General features: G+C 40.8%; 13 protein-coding genes. 1 reads left to right on the plus strand and 12 read right to left on the minus strand.

Annotated features, from left to right (window positions below; translation table 11 throughout):
* Positions 1 to 810: 810 nt before the first annotated feature.
* From ABP870_RS06485 to tgt, 6 genes are all read right to left on the minus strand, one after another.
* Positions 811 to 1,359 carry an NADPH-dependent FMN reductase gene (locus tag ABP870_RS06485; RefSeq protein WP_350014634.1) on the minus strand — a complete coding sequence of 183 codons (549 nt, stop codon included), beginning with the start codon at positions 1,357 to 1,359 and terminating at the stop codon, positions 811 to 813.
* A 136-nt stretch (positions 1,360 to 1,495) separates the two neighbouring features.
* Positions 1,496 to 1,924 (minus strand): MarR family winged helix-turn-helix transcriptional regulator, encoded by a 429-nt coding sequence (locus ABP870_RS06490; protein WP_350014635.1) that lies wholly within the window; start codon positions 1,922 to 1,924, stop codon positions 1,496 to 1,498.
* A 145-nt stretch (positions 1,925 to 2,069) separates the two neighbouring features.
* Entirely contained in the window at positions 2,070 to 6,470 is a 4,401-nt protein-coding gene (locus ABP870_RS06495) for a PolC-type DNA polymerase III (RefSeq protein ID WP_350014637.1), read from the minus strand.
* A gap of 98 nt (positions 6,471 to 6,568) precedes the next feature.
* The gene (locus ABP870_RS06500; protein ID WP_350014638.1) at positions 6,569 to 7,102 is read right to left on the minus strand and encodes a biotin transporter BioY; all 534 of its coding nucleotides are present in this window, start codon (positions 7,100 to 7,102) and stop codon (positions 6,569 to 6,571) included.
* A complete protein-coding gene (locus ABP870_RS06505) occupies positions 7,095 to 7,412 on the minus strand; it encodes a CHY zinc finger protein (protein ID WP_350014639.1) in 318 nt (105 codons plus the stop codon). The genes ABP870_RS06500 and ABP870_RS06505 overlap by 8 nt, the downstream gene beginning before the upstream one ends.
* A gap of 304 nt (positions 7,413 to 7,716) precedes the next feature.
* Positions 7,717 to 8,859 (minus strand): tRNA guanosine(34) transglycosylase Tgt, encoded by a 1,143-nt coding sequence (tgt, locus tag ABP870_RS06510; protein ID WP_350014640.1) that lies wholly within the window; start codon positions 8,857 to 8,859, stop codon positions 7,717 to 7,719.
* A gap of 297 nt (positions 8,860 to 9,156) precedes the next feature.
* Here tgt and ABP870_RS06515 point away from each other — a divergent pair, with 297 nt between their 5' ends.
* Entirely contained in the window at positions 9,157 to 9,975 is an 819-nt protein-coding gene (locus ABP870_RS06515; RefSeq protein WP_350014641.1) for a DUF975 family protein, read from the plus strand.
* Positions 9,976 to 10,122: 147 nt separating this feature from the next.
* Here ABP870_RS06515 and ABP870_RS06520 read toward each other — a convergent pair whose 3' ends face one another.
* The 6 genes from ABP870_RS06520 to treC form a co-directional block, all read right to left on the minus strand.
* Positions 10,123 to 11,013 (minus strand): diacylglycerol/lipid kinase family protein, encoded by an 891-nt coding sequence (locus ABP870_RS06520; protein ID WP_350014642.1) that lies wholly within the window; start codon positions 11,011 to 11,013, stop codon positions 10,123 to 10,125.
* A gap of 261 nt (positions 11,014 to 11,274) precedes the next feature.
* Positions 11,275 to 13,170 carry a M13 family metallopeptidase gene (locus ABP870_RS06525; protein WP_350014643.1) on the minus strand — a complete coding sequence of 632 codons (1,896 nt, stop codon included), beginning with the start codon at positions 13,168 to 13,170 and terminating at the stop codon, positions 11,275 to 11,277.
* A 387-nt stretch (positions 13,171 to 13,557) separates the two neighbouring features.
* Positions 13,558 to 17,919: an Eco57I restriction-modification methylase domain-containing protein gene (locus ABP870_RS06530; protein WP_350014644.1), complete on the minus strand. Its 4,362-nt coding sequence runs from the start codon at positions 17,917 to 17,919 to the stop codon at positions 13,558 to 13,560.
* 4 nt (positions 17,920 to 17,923) lie between these two features.
* Positions 17,924 to 18,616, minus strand: coding sequence for an N-6 DNA methylase (locus tag ABP870_RS06535; protein WP_350014645.1), 693 nt, complete (start codon positions 18,614 to 18,616; stop codon positions 17,924 to 17,926).
* 411 nt (positions 18,617 to 19,027) lie between these two features.
* Positions 19,028 to 20,365 carry an MFS transporter gene (locus ABP870_RS06540; RefSeq protein WP_350014646.1) on the minus strand — a complete coding sequence of 446 codons (1,338 nt, stop codon included), beginning with the start codon at positions 20,363 to 20,365 and terminating at the stop codon, positions 19,028 to 19,030.
* Between the two features lie 530 nt (positions 20,366 to 20,895).
* Positions 20,896 to 22,533, minus strand: a complete 1,638-nt coding sequence (gene treC / locus ABP870_RS06545; RefSeq protein ID WP_350014647.1) for an alpha,alpha-phosphotrehalase — start codon at positions 22,531 to 22,533, stop codon at positions 20,896 to 20,898.
* Positions 22,534 to 22,537 lie beyond the last annotated feature (4 nt).

The raw sequence follows: 22,537 nt of genomic DNA on the forward strand, positions 1-22,537 counted from the left end.
CTTCATACTAACGCAATTATTCACAATTTGCAAGAAAATGAACCGCTTTCTATCCTATAACAGTCCCCTTTTGATTTAATTTAAGTTAGTGATTTCACAAACTTTATAAGCCTGCTCTGTGCTCTATTAGTAACAACTGAAGCTTCATTTTTATGAGACTCAGACGACAGATAACGCTTCGAAGCGTGACATGCAATGAAAGTCAAAAGCAGAACAGGCGACACTGATGCCGATAGAACTAGTGCTCACTAAATCAAGTAAACACCGTCTGTTTTTCATTTTCGAATAATATGAAAGGAGTCCTATCAAACCGGATGATAAGGTGAAATGCCACAACAATAGGTCGTCATACTCTTCAAAAAGCTAGCGATAATCCAATCAGAATGATGGCAGTTGTACTATTTTTATTTCATGCACTATATAAATAAGGATCCTAGTACTCATCCAAAATCAAAAAATAACACGATGTATTAAATAGCAAAATAGGATTCCGCAGTGTAGAGCGAACGAAGTAAGCTTGAAAGGATCTTTTCGCCGTAGTGGTATGATTTGTGACAGTATTGCTGTCCCTAATAACGGAATCGTTGAGACCTAGGCTCAAAAATTAGGAATGAAATTCCGAAGGAGGTTACTTCCGCCCGCACTACTGAAGAAAAGATCAAAAAAGTTATTTTTTTGACATTAACTGAGTATAAACAGTAATGGCATAATCTTTCTGAGGCTTTTAATGTCCCAAAAAAGGTTAAAGAAAGGGATCCAAAATGGATATTTTCTTTAACCTTAGTTCTATTTTTATGAGACTGTCAGAGATTATGAGTTGATGGCAGCAAGAAGGGCTTCGATTTGTTTGTCCAATGCTGTTAAAACTTCTTCTGTTGCAAGGAATTTACCGTCCACCCATGCTGAATCGTTAACGGTTGCCGTTGTAAAGTGATCCACAAGATTTGTACGGATGAATGGAAGAAGAGAACGGTATTGGTCACCAGCTTGCTCATGTCCACCATTAGCAACCAATGAAACGGTTGTTACTTTATCGTGAATCGCAGATTCTGCAGCAGGATTTGCTGGGTCAAGTGAACGTGACAACCAGTCAAGAAGATTTTTCACTGTACCTGGCATAGCAAAGTTGTAAACAGGTGAGAAGAACCAAATAGCATCTGAAGCTTGAACAGCTTCACGTGCCTTGGCAACTGCAACTGGCACTGCCGCTTCCAAATCTTGTGAGAACACAGGAACATCTGAGTAGTCAAGGTAGGTCACAGTCGCTTTACCTTCAAGCGCTTTTTCCGCCAATTCAGCCATTTGGTAGTTGAATGACCCCTTACGTAGTGAACCAACAACGAATAAAATGTTTTTCATGTCTTTTTCCCCTTTGAAAAATGTTTTTAATTTAGTCACGATAGTCATAACGACTCTTTCTAGTTAGTAACAAATTATTACTATGTCGTTATAATATCAGATCATTTTTCGCCTGTAAAGAAAAAAGTACTATCTATTACAAATTTTTAAATTTCTTCAAAAGGTCTATGAGTTGTAACTGCTCTTTTTCTGTCAACACTGAAAATGACTCTTCCACACGCGCAATGTGCTCTGGTAACACCGCTTCAATCAAGCGGCGTCCCTCATCTGTCAAACCAATCACATAGGCACGTTTGTCATTATCATCTCGACGACGATAAATCCAGCCATTACGGTCCATATTTTTTAACACCACGGTCATATTTCCTGATGTGGCAAGGATAGACTCAATCAACTTGCTGATAGTCATCTCTCCCTTGGTGTGAAGCACATCTAGTACGCTAAACTGTGTCGGTGTAATCTGGTGTTTCTTAAAAACACTTGATCCGAAGGCATCTAGGGTTCTCTCCGCCTTACGAAAAACAACCATAGCTTTCAGGGCTGCGTTACTATCCAGTCTACTCATCACAATCTCCTTTGACATTTTTCCTAAGCTAGTTAGTGCCATCATATCATCAGAAGACCTATTTGGTCAAGGAAAAACAGGAGTTGAAAGCCTTCAAACTCCTGTTCTGATAAGGTTTTTAATGTTTTGTTATCGTCTGATTATTCTAAGCGAAGAAATCATCAAATAAGCTCAATTGGTTATCTTCTGGAAGATTGCCAAGAATACCCATATCAGACATTTTTTCCACTAAAGTAGATGAGAGACCACCGCGTTTGCGAAGTTCGGTTTTGGAAAGGAATTCCCCATCCTGACGAGCACGTACTACTTGTCTAGCAACGTTCTCACCAAGACCCTCAAGAGCTACAAATGGCGGAATTAAGGTGTCTCCATCAATGATGAATTCAGTCGCATCACTACGATAAAGATCTAACTTTCCAAAATGGTAACCACGCTCTAACATCTCATTAACCAACTCAAGCGTTGTAAAAAGATCATTTTCAACATTACTTGCTTCATTACGCTGCTTCTTCTCAGTAATATCTTTCATGCGAGCTTTGACAGCTGTCAATCCTCCACTCATGGTCTTGAGTTCAAAAGCTTTGGCACGAATAGAGAAATAAGCACAGTAATAATAAAGGGGATGATGAACTTTGAAATAGGCCACACGAAGCGCCATCAATACGTAGGCTGCCGCATGGGCTTTAGGGAACATGTACTTGATTTTTCCACAAGATTCAATGTACCAATCTGGCACATTATTATCGCGCATAGCCTGGATATAACCGTTGCGCTCTTCTTCGGGAATCTTCAACCACAGGCCCTTACGCACCCGCTCCATAATCGTAAAAGCCATCTTAGGCTCGAGCCCTTGGTGCATGAGATAAACCATGATGTCATCTCGACATCCGATAACGGTCGAAAGGTCAGCTATCCCTTGTTTAATCAAGTCTTGCGCATTTCCCAGCCAAACGTCTGTTCCATGGGACAATCCTGACAGTTGAAGCAATTCCGCAAAGGTTGTTGGGCGTGTTTCATTGACCATCCCTCGAACGAAGTTAGTTCCAAACTCTGGAATCCCAAGCATCCCAGTAGGAGTACCAATTTGCTCCTCAGTCACTCCAAGGATTTCGGTTCCTGAAAAGAGTGCCATTACCCCAGGATCATCGGGCAGGATTTCCGACGGATCAATACCAGACAAATCTTGGAGTTTTCGAATCATGGTCGGATCATCGTGTCCGAGAATATCGAGTTTCAAAATATTTTCATCAATATCATGGAAGTTAAAGTGGGTGGTTTGCCACTCAGCTGAAGTATCATCTGCTGGGTACTGAACAGGAGTAAAATCATAAACATCCATATAATTAGGAATAACAACGATACCCCCTGGGTGCTGACCAGTTGTTCGCTTAACGCCAGCTGCCCCCTTGGCTAGACGGTCCACTTCTGCATCTCGGTAGAATTTGCCATAATCACGTTCATAGCCTTTAACAAACCCGTAGGCTGTCTTGTCTGCCACAGTACCAACTGTTCCAGCACGAAAGGCGTACTCTTCTCCGAAAATATCACGAACATCCAAGTGAGCTGATGGCTGGTCATCACCTGAGAAGTTGAGATCAATATCAGGAACCTTGTCGCCATCAAATCCAAGGAAGGTTTCAAAGGGAATATCCTGACCGTCTTTTCTGTACAGAGTGCCACACTCAGGACAGTCTTTATTGGGCAGGTCATAACCTGAACCATAGGAACCGTCTGTGATGAATTCACTGTGTTGACAGTTAGAGCAGACATAGTGTGGCGGCATAGGGTTAACCTCGGTAATCCCAATCATGGTCGCAACAAAGGAAGAACCGACAGAACCCCTGGAACCAACAAGGTAACCCCGTTCGTTAGAACGGTTAACCAACATCTGAGAGGCCAGATAAATCACTGCGAAACCATTCCCCAAAATAGAGGATAGTTCTTTTTCAATACGCAGATCGATAATATCAGGCAGAGGATTGCCATAAACCTGAAAGGCTTTTTCATAAGTCAACTCAGCGACCGTTTCCTCAGCCCGATCAAGGTAAGGAGTGTATAGATCCCCTTTAACGACCTCAATCTCCTCAAAACGCTCTGCAAAAGCTTGAGTATTGGTAACAACCACCTGATAAGCTAATTCTTTACCCAAAAAGGCAAACTCATCCAACATCTCATTGGTTGTTCTGAAGTGGGCTTTGGGGAGCGGCGCTGGCATTGCGCCCTCACCACGTCCGATGGTACGGTTGATCATAGCCCCCTGACCAAGGCTACGAACGATAATTTCACGGTAAATCTCTTCTTCAGGCTCGATGTAATGAACATTTCCAGTCGCTAGAACTGGCTTGTCTAGGCGCCTACCAACTTCGATGAGCTTTTGAATAGCTTCTTGAATACCTACCTCATCCTTGATGGTTCCTTGCGCTAGGAGAGGAGCGTAGATAGCCGGAGGCATGATTTCAATAAAATCATAATATTTAGCAACCTCAACTGCGGCGTCGACCCCCTTGGTCAAGACAGCGTCAAAGACTTCCCCTTCAGAACAAGCTGAGCCGAGCAATAACCCTTCTCGGTGGTCGTTTAGGACTGTTCTTGGGATACGAGCCACTCCCTCAAAATACTTAACATTCGATAGAGATACCAGTTTGAAGATGTTTTTGAGACCAACTTGGTTTTGCACGTAGATCGTCGCATGTTTGACCCTAGCTTTCTTATAGGAATCCTCCGCCACCAATTTGGTATTCAAATCCGCCATATCTGTAATGCCATGACGATCCAAGACGTCATTGATAAAAATAAAGAGCAAACGGCCAGTTGCTTCAGCATCATAATTGGCCATGTGATGGTGTTCAAGCGCTACTTGGAAACGTTTAGTTAGAGGCCCCAAACCATGACGTTTGTATTCTGGGTAGAGATTACGAGCAAATTCCAAGGTATCAATGACAGGTTGCGTTATCAGTGGCAGATGATTGCGTTCGTAATTGGCGTTCATAAAGCCAACGTCAAAGGTGGCATTGTGGGCAACCAAGACGGTATCCTGACAGAAAGCTTGAAATTCTTCCAAAACCTGTTTTAGTGGCTTAGAGCCTTGAACATGTTGGTCAGTAATCCCTGTCAATTCAGTTGTAAAAGCAGATAGCGGATGGCCTGGGTCGATAAACTCATCAAACTGCTCGATGATATTGCCCTTGTGCATTTTTGAGGCTGCAATCTGAATCAAGTCATTGTTAACCGCTGATAATCCCGTTGTTTCCACGTCAAAAACGACATAAGTAGCTTCTTTAAGTGGCATAGAAACTTCATTATACGTAATAGGCACACTATCTTCTACAATATTAGCTTCCATCCCAAAGATGGCTTTAATACCTAGCTTGCGAGCGCGATGATAGCCATGAGGGAAACTTTGCACATTCGCATGATCAGTGATAGCAACAGCAGGATGGCCCCACTCCGCTGCTTTATCAATAAGCGATTCCACCGTTGGCAAAGCATCCATTGTTGACATATTGGTGTGAGCATGAAATTCCACACGTTTTTGGTCGTCTGGCATCAAGTCCTTACGTGGTGTATGGGCAATCTCCTTAATCTGCTGAACATTCATCGTCAAACTATTGGTAAAGCGGTTATTTTCGATATCTCCTTGGACACGGAGCCAAGCCCCTTTGGCAATCATGTCGTATTTTTTGAGCTCATCGTCATCTCTAGCCCATTTTTGCATGGCAAAGCTTGACGTATAGTCTGTCATTTTGAAATTGATGATATGACGCCCAGTACGTGTCGTTTTCTTCTCAACGTCAAAAACCATCCCCTCAAAGGTAATACGATTTTCTTCTGTCTGAATATCGATCATTGGTGTGATAGCAGCTTTTTCAAATCCAGCTTGGCGTTTAGCTGCTCTTTCCTTGTAGTCAAAAGCTGGAGAGGCTTTTGGCTCCTCTGGTGGAGGACCTGCAGCTTCTAAAGCTTTCTGAGCCTCAAGGTTTTCCTGCGCAGCTTGCTCTAAGAGTGCCTCACGATTACTTTCAAAAGAGGACTTCAGCTTCTCTGTCATGGCTTGGTCAGAAACCACTTCAAATGTCAGATCACCAAAGCCGAATAAGGCAAATTGTTGGGCTAGTTTTGGGATGTGATTCTTTTTGAAATGATCCTTGTTAGCATATTCTGGTCCTGTAATGATAACTTTTTGGCCATCGTAGGCAACTTGCAGTTTTGAAAAGGTAGCTTTAAAACCGGCACTGGCACAAAGTGGATGGTCAAAAGCTTCTTGATAATAAGCCTGCAAGAGCTCCTGATCAAATTCAGGATTGGTCACTTTAATATCAAAAGAAGCCTTGATGTCAGCATTCTTAAAGGTTGACACCAACCGCATCTCCAGTTCACGGTAAAGCTCGATTGGAAGAATGTGATCAAATGAAAAATGAAACTCCCAACGACGACTAAGAGAATGTACCTTAACCTCGGTAATATCGGCAGACGAAAAGGCCCTTGAACGACGATGTTCAAGCGGCATTTCGATTTGTTCCATGAGTTTTTCAAACAAGTCTGACATGATTTCTCCTTGATAATAACTGCTACTATTCTAACACAAAATCGAGGAGGACGACCATTAAAAAAAAGCTGGTAACCCAGCCTAAACTAATCTTTGTCCTAATCTAACCCAATCTGTTTGCCATATTTTGTTCCAATCATAGTCGCAATAATGGCTTTGACGGTGTCTCCTGGAATGAAAACCAAATTTGACAAAAGTGATGGAAGCAGCGCTGCATGGGTATAGTGTGCTAAGTAGATCGCACCGATGACATCCACGACTAAAACACCTGATAACCAGACAAGAGCAAAACTAACCAGCGGTTGAGCAAAAGGAAGTAGTCGACGTAGACCAGCAAACACAAGAGGCACGATTAACCATCCCATTACGTAACCTGCCGTCGGACCAGCAAACACAACCAAAGTCGTGCTACCACCTGTAAATACTGGCAAGAACAAACCAAGAATGAGAAAAATAAGAATGGACAAGGTTCCTTTTTTAGGTCCTAAAAGGATGGCAGCTAGCATGACGCCCATATTCTGAAGGACAATCGGAACAGGAATAAATCCTAATGGCAACGGTGGCATTAGTCCTAAAATAACCATCAAGGTTGCCATTAGGGCTATTTGAATAAGCGATTTAGTGCTAGTCATCGTGAGACTCCTTTAAAAAATAGATGTGATCATGAAGCTGACAGTTAGGATTAAAAACAGACCCACAATGTGGACAAGACCCAGACTTGTAGCCTGTAAGGGTCAGATAGGTTTGACAAGCACCACAAATAACAGGATAGCCTTCATCACTTGAAGTGGCTTCAAAGGGATGGTTTTCCATAGCATTATGGCACTTATAACAAGCATAATAAGACTGACAAGTCGCGCACTTTAAAGCGACAATATCCTCTTCAGAGTGATAGTGTTGGCAACGACTATTCTCATCTAGATTGATTCCCTTAAATAGCATAGTATCCTTTCCTAGGCTTCTACCGACTAGTTTAGCTTAGTCTTTTATTTGTGTCAACCATATACAATATAAAAGTTTACACTTTTTGTGTCCTTTTGATAGACCAGAAGGTCGATATAACGTCTAAAGGACAGAAGAAAGAAAAATGTGACATTGGATTACCAGTAAACCAAGGCTGAGAAATGTCGTTTTCATAATCTCTCTGCGCTTTTTCTATTTTTAACCTCAATAAAAAAGGCTGAAGGCGATCGTCCTAAAAGGACTTCCCCTTCAACCTGCTCATTTACAGAGCTTATTGCCACTATTAGAAATTACGGTTTGACTGATTGTAACCATAACGCTCTACAAAGTCTTCACGGAATTCAAGTAAATTGTCATCCATGATGGCTTGGCGCACCTTCTTCATCAAATTGACCAAGAAGTAGAGATTATGGTAAGAGGTCAAGCGCATACCAAAGGTTTCATCAGCTTTGAGTAGGTGACGAAGGTAAGCACGCGTGTAATTTTGACAAGTATAACAATCACAGTCATGGTCGAGCGGTGTGAAATCTTCGGCATACTTGGCATTTTTAACCACTAGACGACCTTCACTGGTCATGCAAGTTCCGTTACGAGCGATGCGTGTTGGAAGGACACAGTCAAACATATCGATCCCACGAATCACCCCATCAATCAAGCTATCTGGCGCTCCCACTCCCATTAAATAGCGAGGCTTATTTTCAGGCAAGAGCGGTGTGGTAAAGTCCAAGACAGCATTCATTTCTGCATGGGATTCACCAACAGCCAGACCGCCAACAGAGTAACCGGCGAAATCCATGGCTACCAAATCCGCAGCCGACTGACGACGGAGGTCCTCAAAGCCAGCACCTTGTACAATCCCAAAGAGTCCTTGATCGTGAGGGCGGCGATGGGCTTTTAGCCCCCGCTCTGCCCAGCGACTAGTCCGTTCAATAGAATGTTTAACGTAATCGTAAGGTTGGTAAAATTGAGGACATTCATCAAAACTCATCATGATGTCTGACCCAAGATTGTTCTGAATTGAGATCGCTTTCTCTGGAGAAAGGAACATCTTTGAACCGTTCAAGTGATTCTTAAAGGTTACCCCTTCTTCAGTAATATTGCGACTATCAGCCAATGAATAAACCTGAAAACCACCAGAATCCGTTAGGATAGCTTGATCCCAATTCATAAACTTATGAAGACCACCCGCACGGGCAATCAGCTCATCACCTGGGCGCAGCCAGAGGTGATAAGTATTAGAAAGGATAATGCCTGAACCCATTTGCTTGAGTTCTTCTGGAGACTGCGTTTTTACCGTTGCTTGTGTACCAACTGGCATAAACATGGGCGTTGAAAAGGTTCCGTGTGGGGTTTCGATTTCTCCCAAACGAGCACCTGTGTGTTTTTCCGTCTTAATGAGACGGTATTTAATTGGATGTTCTGTCATATTGACTCCTTATTGTGTTACTCCTTGAGTATTGATTTACTAGAAAAGACAGTCCTAGGGATGAGCTAAGATTTGGAATGCCCAAAATGGCGATTGCAATCCTCTCACCCTGCACCATAACAAGTCAGCTATGCTATTTTACCAAATAAAGCGTTTTGTGTCAGTCACTTCTACTAAAAAATCTTGTTTTTGGTGTAACGCTCTGGGATTTTCTGATGAAAACATTTTTCACTCATTTTATCTTATGTTATAATGTGCTCAACAGTTCCATAGTACCCTTTTAGATTGGAGTCTTTTATGATAACAAGTATCAAACAACAAGCTAAGGCACTCTTAAAAAATCTGCCTGGCAAGTACGCTCTTTTTACACTACCGATTATTTTATCCATCGTTAACATTAGTGTTTCTGTTAGAGAAGGTCTCAGTGACACTAGCGGATCAGAATCAAGTGTTTCTGTGACTTTTCCAACTTTAGTAACTTTTTTATTGGCCTTTTTTACCATCTCAGCTCTCTATACCATGCTGGAAGTGGTTCGTCAACAACGCCAATCCGTTGAATTTGGGGATTTAACACAAAGTTTTTCAGGCAGTCGCTTTCTTAAATTATTTATAACACTTCTTGTTCGTAACTTATTGCTACTCCCTTGGACAATTCTTTTTCTATTAGGGTTAGTGATAATGATAGTTATTCCTCTTATAGCAGTTTCTAATCATACTAACATAGGCAGCGCAGAATTGTTCATCATCCTAGCTGGCTTCGTCTTGTTTCTCTTAGGTGCTGTTCTCAGCATTTGGAAATCTCTACAATACTCGCAAACAGAATTTGTCATTTATGACCAAGTGGCTCAAAATCGTTACCAAGGTCCGTTAGCAGCTATCAGAGAAAGCAAACAACTAATGAAAGGTCATATTTTTGAACTCTTCAAACTGTATTTGAGTTTTATCGGCTGGTTCATCCTTGGGATATTCACTTTTGGTCTGATATCAATCTACCTTTTACCTTACTTCACGACAACCCGGTCAGTGTATTACCAACACCTATTAGAACAAAAGGATGCTGCAACTATGGAAGACGGAGCCATCCTTACCCAAGGATCGCCTTTTGATGTTCACTAATACGCTTCGAAAACTAAAAGTAGTGTCCTTGACTCGTTTTGGTGACTTCGGGTCTATCTGTATCGACATCGCTTAGTCTGCTTTCAATCCTCATAGCGTATGAGACACTTAAAAACTCATCTGGTTTCACCCAAATGAGTTTTTTTCTTATTTTCCGCTATAAACAGTTAAGTGTGATGGTAAAATGCTAACATCAACTGGTAGATCATCACCCTCGTCCCCATCAACATTGGTTCCCAAAGACCTTGCATTTTTTAAAGCAATGTGAGCCTTAGTAAAGGTACGATAGCCAATGCTTTGATTAGAGTCGGTAACTCCCTTGGCTAGACCTGGGACTGCTTGGAAAGATTCTAACATATTAGTATCTTTGAGATAGACCAGATGCAAAAGCCCATCATCAACTTTCGCGTCAGGTAGGAAATTCTCATGACCACCGATAGAATTGGTCAATCCAACTAAAAGTGTTGTCGACGTAACGGAAATGTGTTCACCATCAACATCAAGTTCAAACTCATAGTTCTCATTTTGAGCAATCTTCTTCAGTCCTGAGATAAGGTAAGCCATCTTGCCAAATTTCGTTTTTTCTTCAACTGAAACGTCACGAACAGCTTCAGGAATGGACCCGATAGCGATAACATTCATAAAATAATGGTCATTTATTTTGCCAATGTCCAAAGATTTGGTTTGCTCGAAATCAAGTTTATCAATAGCTTCTTGAGGATCAATAGGCATATTCAAAGCGCGTGCTAGATCATTGACCGTACCTAGTGGGAAAAATCCAAATTTTGGACGGTAGTCTTGCTCTGCCAAACCACTAATGCCTTCATTAACCGTGCCATCACCGCCCATAACAAAGACACTGTCTATCTTTTCTTTAGCAGCTGCTGTTGCAAAATCACGTGCATCGCCACCTTTTTGAGTCTCTTTAACCTCTACCTCGTCAAAGTAGGATTCTAATTTTTTTAGGGCAGCCTCTTGAAATTCTTGGGCTTTTTCACCACCTGCACTTGGATTGACAACCAACAAAGCTTTTTTCATAACATCACCTCACTCGTTTTCTTATTCTCATCATACCATATTACACTGAAAAACTCCTAATACGATTACTGAAAACATCCAGAAAGATAATTTGTTAAGATCTTTGGGCAGTTAAGCTTTTTTTAAGCATCATATCCTATAATACAATTATCCTAAAACTTTTTCATAATCTCCTAAGCCAGACAGTTACTGTCTGGTTTTTTTGTCGTACAAAAAACACCTTAATCATAAGATTAGGGTGTTGATTTGTAAGCTAATGATTTACCAAATCACGACGCGGTCTGCTGGCTCACGCCACATGCCATCGCCTTCTTTGACATCAAATGTTGTAAAGAAGTCATCAAAGTTTGGTAATTGTACATTGGTGCGGAGTTTTCCTGGAGCGTGAACATCAATTGAAAGCAAGAGTTGTAGGTACTCTTCACGAGCCTTCATGCGCCAGATAGTCGCAAAGTTAATGAAGTAGTCTTCTGCTGAGAAGTCATCATCTTTCTTAGCTGCTTCAAGTGCGGCTGCAAGTCCACCAAGGTCTGCCACATTTTCAGATACGGTTAATTTCCCATTGGTCTTACCACCGGCGAAATCAATACCATCAAACTGATCAACTACTTTATCAGTACGCTCTTTAAAGGCTGCATAGTCTTCTTCTGTCCACCAGTTGTTGAGGCTACCGTGCTCATCAAAGGAAGCACCATTCGTATCAAAGGCATGTGAAATTTCGTGAGCGATAACAGCTCCAATGCCTCCGTAGTTAGCTGATGAGGATTGCTCTAGGCTATAAAACGGCGCTTGTAAAATTGCTGCTGGAAAGACGATCTGGTTTTGTTGCGGATCGTAGTAGGCATTCACCATGTGAGCCGGCATGTGCCATTCGTCACGGTCCACGGGCTTGTTCCACTTACTCCAAGAGTGTGCGATGGAAATCTTAGCTAAGTTCTTAGCATTGTCAACTAACGAAAGGTTCTCGTCAATCACTTTTTTAGCATAGGTTTCCGGTAATTTTTCAGGGTAACCAATGTGAGGTGTGATGACATTTAGTTTTGTGATAGCCTTCTCAATGGTTTCTTTTTGCAACCAAGTGTTGTTAGACAAACGATCTTTGTAAACGTCAATCATGGTTGCCACTTTAGCTTCCACATCTGCTTTAGCTTCTGGTGAGAATTTCTCACCCGCATACCAGAGACCCAAAGCTTGAGTGTATGGTCCTTGAGCGAGATAGTAAGCCGCTTTTTTCTTGTCCATAGCTTGCGGTGTTCCTGACAAAGCACGACTGTAAACACCTGAAAGCACACGAATCTCATCGGTTAAGTAAGCATTGAAGGCGTTAGCTGCACTGTACACCAACTCTGCCTTGAGCCATTCCCAGTTTTCTTCAGAATAATACGTCGCAGCAAACTCGGTCCAAAAACGCTCTTCTGGTACGATAACCTTGTCTGGTGTTTGACCCAAGATATGTGTAAAAATAGCATCCAAAGGCAATTCTGGAGCTAATTTGGTGAACTCCTCCCAGTCGTAGGGATGATAGAGTTTCACATATTCAGCTGACTCTTCACTTGAAAGAACATACTTAGCCAATTTGGCATCCAAATCAAGTATCTTATCAAGCATATCTTTGATGTCATCAGCTGAGAAGCCAAATTTAGGCAATAAAGCTTCTTGTGACTGGCGCCATAGGGCTAACAACTCTTTGCCTTTTTCATTACCTTCAGCGTAGTAGGTCGTATCTGGCAAGATAAGGCTTGGTGCTTCTGCCCAAAGGACATTGGTTTGGGCATCCATGAAGTCTGGGGCTACGCTAAATGGCAAGAGATTGGGTTTTCCTTCCATCTCATAAACACCCATTTGTTGGGCAAACTCAGCAAATGACGCTAAGCCTTGATACTCCTTAATGAGCGCTTGAACAGGCTCTGTCCCTGCTGCTTCACGCCCATCGTAGTCAGCTACTAATTTGTGGAATTTAACAAAATTAGCCAAAATAGCATCATTGGGGAGATTGTTTCCTGCTAGCCACTCATCAGTCGTGTCTAACATGAGGTCTTCAATCTCATCCGCTAAATCTGAGAAGCCACCTGTACGGGGCTTGTCCTCAGGGATAACAGCTGTTTTTTCCCATTCACCATTAACGGCTTCAAAAAAGTCATCTTGTAAACGTGTCATATGTGTCTCCTTTTTATTTCAATCACTTACGAACAAGCGATTGTTAAAAACTATTCTAACAGAAAAAAGTGAAAATAGACGTTAAAAACTATAAAATTATGGCAAAAAGATGAAAAATAGTTTAACAATACACAAAAGAGGTGATCTAAAAGCCATATTCTTCGATAGAGAAGTTTCTTTTCTCTACGAAAACCAAGACAACAAGGTCTGCCAGTAAGTTTCAAAGAGCAGTCATCACAGCATTTCCTTAACCTTGCTCTCAATAAAGGCAATTTCTTCCTCTGAAAGCCCATATTTTCGAGAGCTTCACGTCAATCTCCACCACTGACTGTGACCAGTCAATGTCAGAGCTTGACGTGAACTCATTAACTAACATCAACCCTACCCCTAGTTCATTCTTTTAACGTTTGTTTTTAACTCAGCAACTATATTATCTGGTACTTCAAAATAGGCATAAAGCTGTTGCTCAATTTCTTCAACCGATTTTGACCAATCAATAATAGAATAGTCAGAAAAATCAAACCAAGGGACATTGCTCCAAACTACTTTAGTTGCATTATCTTGAGTAATTTTTAAAGTCCCTAGCATTGCACGAGCAATATCAGTTTTGATATACTTCAAACAATTCTCAGCTTCTTTTTCAGTATCAAAAGCACCAAAAGAAATAAAGGTTTGCGTGTGACCCACGAGTGGGGTACCCACGAGTGGGGTCGATAGGACTTCGCCAATCGACCCACTTCCGTTTGACTTCGGAAGTAAAACTTTGTATTTATTCAAATTATCATGGTCTTGAACATATGTTTTCTTAATCCATTTATAAACTCGCTCATTATTCTGTCTACCATAAACACGAATGCAATCTTTATTTTTAGGAGTATCCGTAAAAATTTCAGGTAATTTATCAAAAATATTTGAGCCAATTGACTTTTCTTCACTTTGCTTAATCCGCCCTTTTAATTCCGGATTTTCCTCATAAACCAATTTAGTCAATTTATAACTACTACGTCCGTAGAGATATTCATTAAATGACCTCTTAACTTTATGACGAACTAAATGTAGCAAGTCATTTAACCATTCAATCGGTGTAAAGGTTTCAATAGCACCAAAATTTTCTTGGGTATTTCGATAAGTAACGACTACACCACCCTTAATGTCTGTATTAGGAAAAACTGCTTCCGACTTCTGGGAAAAGTAAATTACTTTAAGATGCTCATCTTCTAGCATCTTCTTATTCCATGTTTTAGGGGTTTGTCCAGCATTGAAAAGGAATCGAGCTGGTGTGATTAAAATAGCTTTATCTGCAAGTTCATAAGCTAAATCCATAAATTTGTGATATATTGGCTCATCACGTGCAACTTCTCCAATTCCTTCGTTTTGATAAGGAGGATTGCCTATCACTACATCAAATTTCACGTTGTTAAATGCCTCCTCAACTAGCTTTTTGCCTTTTTCGATATCTGATTTCAGGGTATCGGTTAGATTTTCAATATAGGTCACATTGGTCTTGTAATGGTGATAACCTGCCAATGTTCGCTCGGTAATCGTCTTTGCCATTGGCGTTTTGGCGATGGCATAGATGTTATTTTCCAGAATCTCACGGTAAACCTTATCAGCTTCGAAATGATAATCCTGATTATCAACCATTTTCTTATAATAGAGACTCATGGCGGCATGAAGGGGATAGAGACCCGTTTTTGAGTTAATTTCTAATAGATGCGTATCGTCTTTATAGACCTCATCCGTAGCATCTCGCTCTACCCAATGAAGATTTGAGGTGGCTGCGTTTGTTGTGGCGGTAAACTCATCATCAAAGAAATTAAGCCCCCCGATACCTTTTGATAACTGCATATTGACCACGCGCCAAGGCGTTAAAACGGTCTCTTTATCTGGATTTTTAAAGGTTCCAAAAAGGTCTGCTATGGCTTCGGCACGGTCAATAAAGTCTAAGCTGTCAAAAGATTTAGCTTTTTGACGAATAATACGACCGGCTTCTACAAAGACTTCGGCATCATAGTATTTAGTGATGTCTTTAAACATCCCTTTGGTGAAGCCTTTAGGCATAAACTCTTTCCATGACTGATCATCAACTGCTTTGATAAAATCGTTAATCGTAATATCTGTGCTAATATCCATAGCCATACCGTAAATCATCATTGGAATACGGATCGATACGCCTCGTAAAATGGAAATCATCGCCTTACGTTGCTTTTTAGCCTCGCTAATCTTATCAATTAATTCTTGCTCTTCCTTAGTTCGCTCTTTTTTCTTTTTCTTCTTAGCTCGCTCACCTTTTTCATATTCTTCATCTGTTAGACCATTTTCATTGACGACAATTTTTTTGACCTCAGCCTTAGAAGCAGAGCCAACAATCGCATTCAAATCTTTGAATTTTTCAACCTCATCTGACTCAAGTGTCAATAAACTATCATTGTAAAGACTATCGTCTTCAAAGCCAGATCTAACCGCTTTTTCTGCATAAACTTTTTTAAGTTGCGTTAGGAGCTTATCGACATTGTAAGGCTTCATCTCATTACCAGAAGCCCCTAGAATAGGCATGAAGTTTAACAGACGCGTCATCGCATCCTTTTGCTCTTGCGTGTTCTTCTTACCAACACCGGAGTTGATTTGCGCACTTTCTGCCATTACTGACAAGGCTCGGTCCGGTGCGAAATCAAAGATATAACAGTTCTCTTTGCGTCCCAATTTCTCATGAGAGAAAGGGGTTTGCGCACGAAAGGCTGCTTGAAGATAATTCATGGCACTGTTCGTATTTGATAAAAAGAGTACCGCCGTCCACTCAGGAATATTAACACCTGTTGTTAACTTTCGAACCGTTAAGGTAATGGTTTTTGTCTTTGACGGATCATCTGAGATAGCATTCCTAACCATGTCTATATCCGCTTGACTAGCAATGCCATCATCACTTTTCGAATCTTTGACAACATTCACAATCTTATATTCTTGACCAAAAATGACATGTTGTTTTAACAATTTTTCAAAAGCATTGGCTTCTTTGACACCAGGCATGAGCCATAGCGTATGTCTCAGTTCGTTACGGTAGTCTTCTGTTGAAAAAGGATAATGGTTTTCACTATCGTAATTGGTGATGTTATCCAAAAAGGCATTGACATCTTGTTGATAAACGAGTTCACCAGCTTCATTTACCTTGAAAAATTCTCTAAAATTAAAGGACCTCGACTCGTCTGAGAATTTTTCTTTGTGTCGCATGTCAAAGGTAAACATATTGACTTGCGGTAATTTTTCATAGGGATTGGTTTCGTTAGGGTGCTTGTATTTCCACTCCGTTTTGGCGTGTTGCTCCATGGTGTAATCCCATGTGTAGACTTGCTCATCTTCAAATTGGTCTAAGAGATTAAACGGTGTTCCTGATAATTCCAAAATCTTGGTCTTGTCATTAATCAACTGCGACATAACGCGGTCACTCAACTCCGTCTGTGTTCCCTCATGAGCTTCATCGACGATGATCAAATCCCAGTCAACTTCTGAAAAGTCTTTTAAATTGGTTTGTCCGTTATTATAACGAAGTTTTTGAATGGAAGCAAAGTATAAAAATGGTCTGTCAGCCGTCTTGAGCGATGCCAATGAAGCCCCTTGAGAATCCGAGCCATACTCATACCCTGCATCAGACATCTTCATTTTTTGAAAATCTTTAAACCAAGAATCTTTTACCACTGGTCTATGGGTCATAATCAAGACTTTTTGAAACCCTTGATTTTTGATCAATTGTAGAGCTGTCAAGGTTTTACCAAATCTCATTTTGGCATTCCATAACATCCGTTGGTGTTTTTTAAAGGTTTTTTCTGTCTGTTTAACGGCAGCTGACTGTTCGGGACGTAGGATAATCTCTTCTTCTTTATCCAAATCCAATTCTGCCGAACTGTGAAGATACTCTCGTCCTTCCTTGACTGCTTTTATAGCACTTTTGGCGGTTTCAAGATCCGTTTGATACCATTCATTTCCTTCTAAAACATCTGATTGTTTGATACCGGATCGTTTAAGAATATTGTGCACATCATAATCATGAAACCAAGTTTTGTTGGCTTTTCGATAAGCCAACTCCACCCATCCCAACTCAAATTTAAGTCCAGCGGTTGTCATGTATTGCTTAATTCGTTTTGGAGCAACCGTCCTTAAAAAATCACTATTAGGTCTCCAGTCAGTTTCAATTTCATCTTCTGCTACTGAGCCTTCCCCAATTTTTTGCGTGCCTTCGTAGGCTGGAAACAGGCCACTGTCATTATTGACCGTTTGAACATAGATAAATTTTCGTTCTGTCGCACGGTACAAGGCTTGAGCTTGAGGTTCTAAAAAGCGTTGATAAAGATAGGACTTTATTTCAGGATCAACGTATTTTCGCATGTACCACACCAGGATAAAAAATAGCTGCTTTAAGGCTTTTAAAGCATTATCCTTTGTGGCATATCGAGGGTTAATATTATGAGCCGAATCATTTCCTAAATCTTTAATGGCAAAAAAGCAATCTACAACCGTGGTATCATCAATCGTATATTTTACCGTTTGAAGAACCTTATGAAAGGTCGCCCGTTCGTCGATCTCTATATATTCTTGATCCGCAACCATTCGAGAAAGAGCTTCTGCTAACTTGCGCGCCTTCGTCAAAGCTCCCTCATAATCTTCTTGAGCATAGTTCTTTTCAGCATTATTAGCCGTTAGAAATAGCTCTGTTGTATCGTAATCCAATTTCAAAAATTCAAAATTTGATTCCATAACCCTAATCTCCCAATTTGTAAACTTTTTGAATGGCGATAGATGTCACTTCTTTTTCCATCTCTACTGTGAGATCATCTGTACCGTCACCATCAAGATCAAATAAACTTAGCTGGCCTTCCACAATATAATCTTCCTGATTAACAGCCTCATCAAATAAATCAGCAAAGAAAAAATCAATCTTTTCAACCACTGTCGTCTGTTTATTTTTAAAATGCCATTCACTGAACTTTAATGGGGCACCTGTCATCGGGTGCTTTTTAGTCAAGGTATTCCCTCGGATAATATTTTTATGAATGAGGTAATTCGCTGACTGATAAACATCATCTTTACTACTTAAATGAATCCCTAGATGTTTTTCAAACCAATCAAGATAATGCAAAAACATCTTTGATCTCGCTAATTCTAAATTATCCTCAAGAAATTCAATGCCATAAATAGAAGTCAGTGCTATCAAAGACTTGGCTTTCCAATATTTTTTGTCGTATTGCTCAATCACAGCGCTGAGCTTTCTTTCTAAAATAGCTAACAGAAAGTTACCATCTCCAGCAGCCGGTTCTAAAAAAGTAGCGTAAATATCGTCACAAGCTTCTTTAACACCTGGGGTATCCAACATTTTTTGAACCATCCAGGAAGGGGTGAACACTTCTCCGTGTTGTTGCACACGCTGTTTTGATTTGATTAAACTTTCTTCCAAAATCCACTCCTTAAGGGGGTTGTATTAGTTTCCATTATACCATTTTTTCATCAGTAGTTCGGTCTCTTTCAAGAGATTTGGCTTCTCCTCCAAGTTCTAAGCGCTATCCACAAATTTATCAGTCGCCATCTTTCAAAAAATAAGGATAGAAGATTTTTGGCACAAACAGTCGTGTAGCCTAGACATTCTTTCGTCAGCCATTTTGCAAGAAACTGATTGAATCAAACGCACATTATAGAACGTAACGATGATTTCAGAAAAAAACTAAAAACTCCTAGAAACGCTTAAACAAGTAGTTCTAGGAGCTATGTTATTAATCAGTCAAACGATGAGGAAGATTAGGTTGTTTAGTAGGTCTGGGTTTGATGTCTCTTCTTTCAGACCTTTTGACCTATTTGGCGGTGTTGGTTGTTATTCTTTAATGGTTTCTTCCTCACGTTTTGATAAAATGAGGTAACCCACAGCAGAGAAGGCTGATAAAGCAGCGATAACGATATAGGACCAGAACCAACCAAAGCTATCTGCGAGAATAGGCATGAGCCAGTTGGCTCCCATATTTCCAATAAGATAGGCTGTAACACCAACAAAACCGATGGCAGTACCCGCAACATTTAAAGGAACAAAATCGATAGTCAAGATATTAACAATTAACTGAGGTCCGTAGATAAGAGCCCCAAGAATCCCTGATATGATTAGGAGTAATGGGTAATTAGGGTGACCGCCAGCAGTCATTTGTTCATAGATAATGACAAAACCAGTCATTGAAAAGAGGCCGATAGCTCCTATTTTCGCCATTTTATTAGGGTATTTAATCGCTAACCAAGCAAATACAAGCGAACCTGGGATCGCTATCCATTCTAAAATGGAGATGGCAATTTGAGCTTGTTCTGTTGGTAGCTTAGCAACTTCACTGAGGTAGATGGGCATCCAGTCTTCAATCCCAAAACGAATAAAGTAGAGGGCGACATTGACTGCAGCCACCAAAAGTAGGGCAGGGTTACAAAAAACGTATTTCCAAATTAACTGACCATAGGATAGTGAATTTTTCTCTTCCTCAGTTGCCACATTAGATTCACCAGCATCGCCATACATAGTTCGCAAGGAATCAAGACCTTCTGATTCAGGATTGTCTCCTCCCAATTTCCAACAAATCACAGCAAACCCTAAAACTAGTACGCCGGGTACTAAAAAGGCCATATAGATGTTACCAGTTTCAGGTGTAATAAAGCCAGCGCTTGTTAAAAAGGCAATCATCATCGGTAGGAGAGCAGAGCCTGCATTTTGAGAAATATTCCAACCTGCAATAGCTCCTCCCCGCGTTTTATTGGGGAAGAAATTAGCAATCATAGCTTGTGAAGCAGGTGCTAAAGCTCCTTGAACAATACCGCAGAGAATCAAAAGAACACCAAGTGTTAGCATAGACGTGTTGAAAAAACCAATGATAATGCAGATTAAGGCACTACTTCCCAAACAGACGGCAAAAAGTTTACGTAAGCTGACTTTATCTCCTAAGGCACCCATGAAAAATTTAGCAAGCCCATAGGAGACGGTTAGGCAAGACAAAAGTGTAGCAATATCAGCCTTATCCCAGCCGTTATTGATCATGATGCTGTTAGACATCAATTTAAAATTATTACGTACCAAATAGGCACAGACGTAGCCAAAGAAGGCGATGAGAAAAACAACCCGTTGGCGTTTAATAAATGTGGCAAACTTTTCAGGGTGCTGTTGTTGATAATCTGTTTCCATAAAAAACCTCTTTATAAAATTGTAACTGTTTTCACAAAAAGATTATACCCTAATTACCTAAGACTTGACAAGAGCAATTAAAAAAATAGTTCAAAGTAAGCGAATCAATGAGACTATCTCTAGCGTTTACAAGGTTTAAAAGAGTCTCCTCGGTCGTTAGTTTTAACAAATGAGACAGTTCTGTCCTAATCATTGTCTTTTACTAAGTGGAAACTTGTTCCTACTCTATGCGGTTGATTTTGCTGTCCACTGCCGCAGGGTTGTACAAGCCAATATTATCAAATGAATGAACTTGCAGATAAGAAACTGAGACGAGGACAATATTTTAGTACAGTAAGTTGAAAGTGATGCTGCCTAAAAGTTAATTCAAAAAACTGTGCTAGATATTCTTTCGTCAGCCATTTTGCAAGAAACTGATTGAATCGAACGCATACTCCTCCAAAATACAAAAAGCTCTAAACCACCATTCTTTCAGGTGATTCAGAGCTTCTTTAACAATCTATTGTTCAAACATTTAACAGTGAAACAACCTAGTCTTCATTTGATGTGACTAAGATTGCTATCGTCTGATACGGTTTGAGTGTTACTTTTGTCCCAACTGTTTCAGTGTCATAATTGCTGATGAGAACCTGAGCATGTTGGTAATCAGCTGGCAGGTCTAAATCAACCTCCTTGTCGTAGAAGTTGTTAAGGACAAGTAGTTTTTGCCCGTCTAATTCACGCTCAAAGGCGTAAACAGACTCGCTATCTTGATAAGCTGCCTTGTAATCCCCTTCGGAAATAATTGGCATGGCTTTACGGAGTCGGATAAGCTCTTGATAAAACTTAAAGATAATACCGTCTTTTTCATTAGCCACGTTAATCGCTTTGTAAGATTTTCCTGCCTTGAGCCATGGAGTACCTGTGGTGAATCCAGCATTCTCACTGGCATCCCACTGCATCGGTGTCCGTGAGTTATCACGCGATTTGGCCTTGATAATCTCGAAAGCTTCTTCTGGTGTCTTACCCTCATCTAGCATGATTTGATAGGCATTGAGACTCTCAACATCCACATAGTCAGCCATTGACTCAAAATCAGGGTCAATCATCCCGATTTCTTCACCCATGTAGATGTATGGTGTACCGCGTGATAGGTGGATAGAAGCTGCAAGCATGGTTGCTCCTTCATTGCGGAAATGCTTAATATCCACAAAACGATTAAGGGCACGTGGCTGGTCATGGTTGTTGTAGAACAAAGCATTCCAGCCGTTGCCTTGGCTCATGCCCTCACCCCATGAATGAAAGAGATCACGCAGAGCTTGGAAGTCAAAATCCATAATCGTCCATTTTTGACCGTCTTGGTAATCTACTTTCAAGTGATGAAAGTTAAAAGCCATTGACAATTCTTCACGGTCTGGAGCTGTGTACATGATACAGTTTTCCACCGTTGTCGCTGACATTTCCCCAACGGTCATGAAAGACTCATCCTGTCCAAAGCTGGCTTGGTTGAGTTCATGAAGGTAATCGTGCGTAATAGGGCGGTCAGTATAAGCTGGTTTACCATCATTGATGGGACAATCTTCCAGAACCTCATCTTTTCCAATCAGATTAATCACGTCAAATCGGAAACCTTTGACCCCTTTGTCTTGCCAGAATTTAACCACTTTAAAGAGTTCCTCACGGACATTGGGATTGCGCCAGTTTAGGTCAGCTTGCGTCACATCAAAGAGGTGGAGATAGTATTTTCCAGTATCACCAAAGGGTGCCCAAGCATTGCCACCAAACTTAGAAACCCAGTCAGTCGGCTCATCACGTAAGATAAAGAAATCTTGGTAATAGGAATCACCAGCTAGAGCTTTCTGGAACCATTCATGCTCAGTTGAACAGTGGTTTAACACCATATCCAACATAAAATCAATACCTAACTCTTTACCACGTGCTACCATAGCTTCAAAGTCTGCCATAGTGCCGAAGTCTGGATTGACAGCTGTGTAATCTGCCACATCATACCCGTTATCACGTTGTGGACTTGGGTAAAAAGGATTGAGCCAGATCATATCAATTCCTAGCTCTTTGAGGTAAGGTAACTTTTCAGTCACCCCATTGAGGTCACCCGTACCACTACCAGTTGTGTCTTTAAATGATTTTGGGTAAATTTGGTAAACAACCTTACGCTTGTCGATTGCCATGATC

Origin of the sequence: Streptococcus jiangjianxini, assembly GCF_040225085.1 — a bacterium.
GTDB classification, from domain to species: Bacteria; Bacillota; Bacilli; order Lactobacillales; family Streptococcaceae; genus Streptococcus; species Streptococcus jiangjianxini.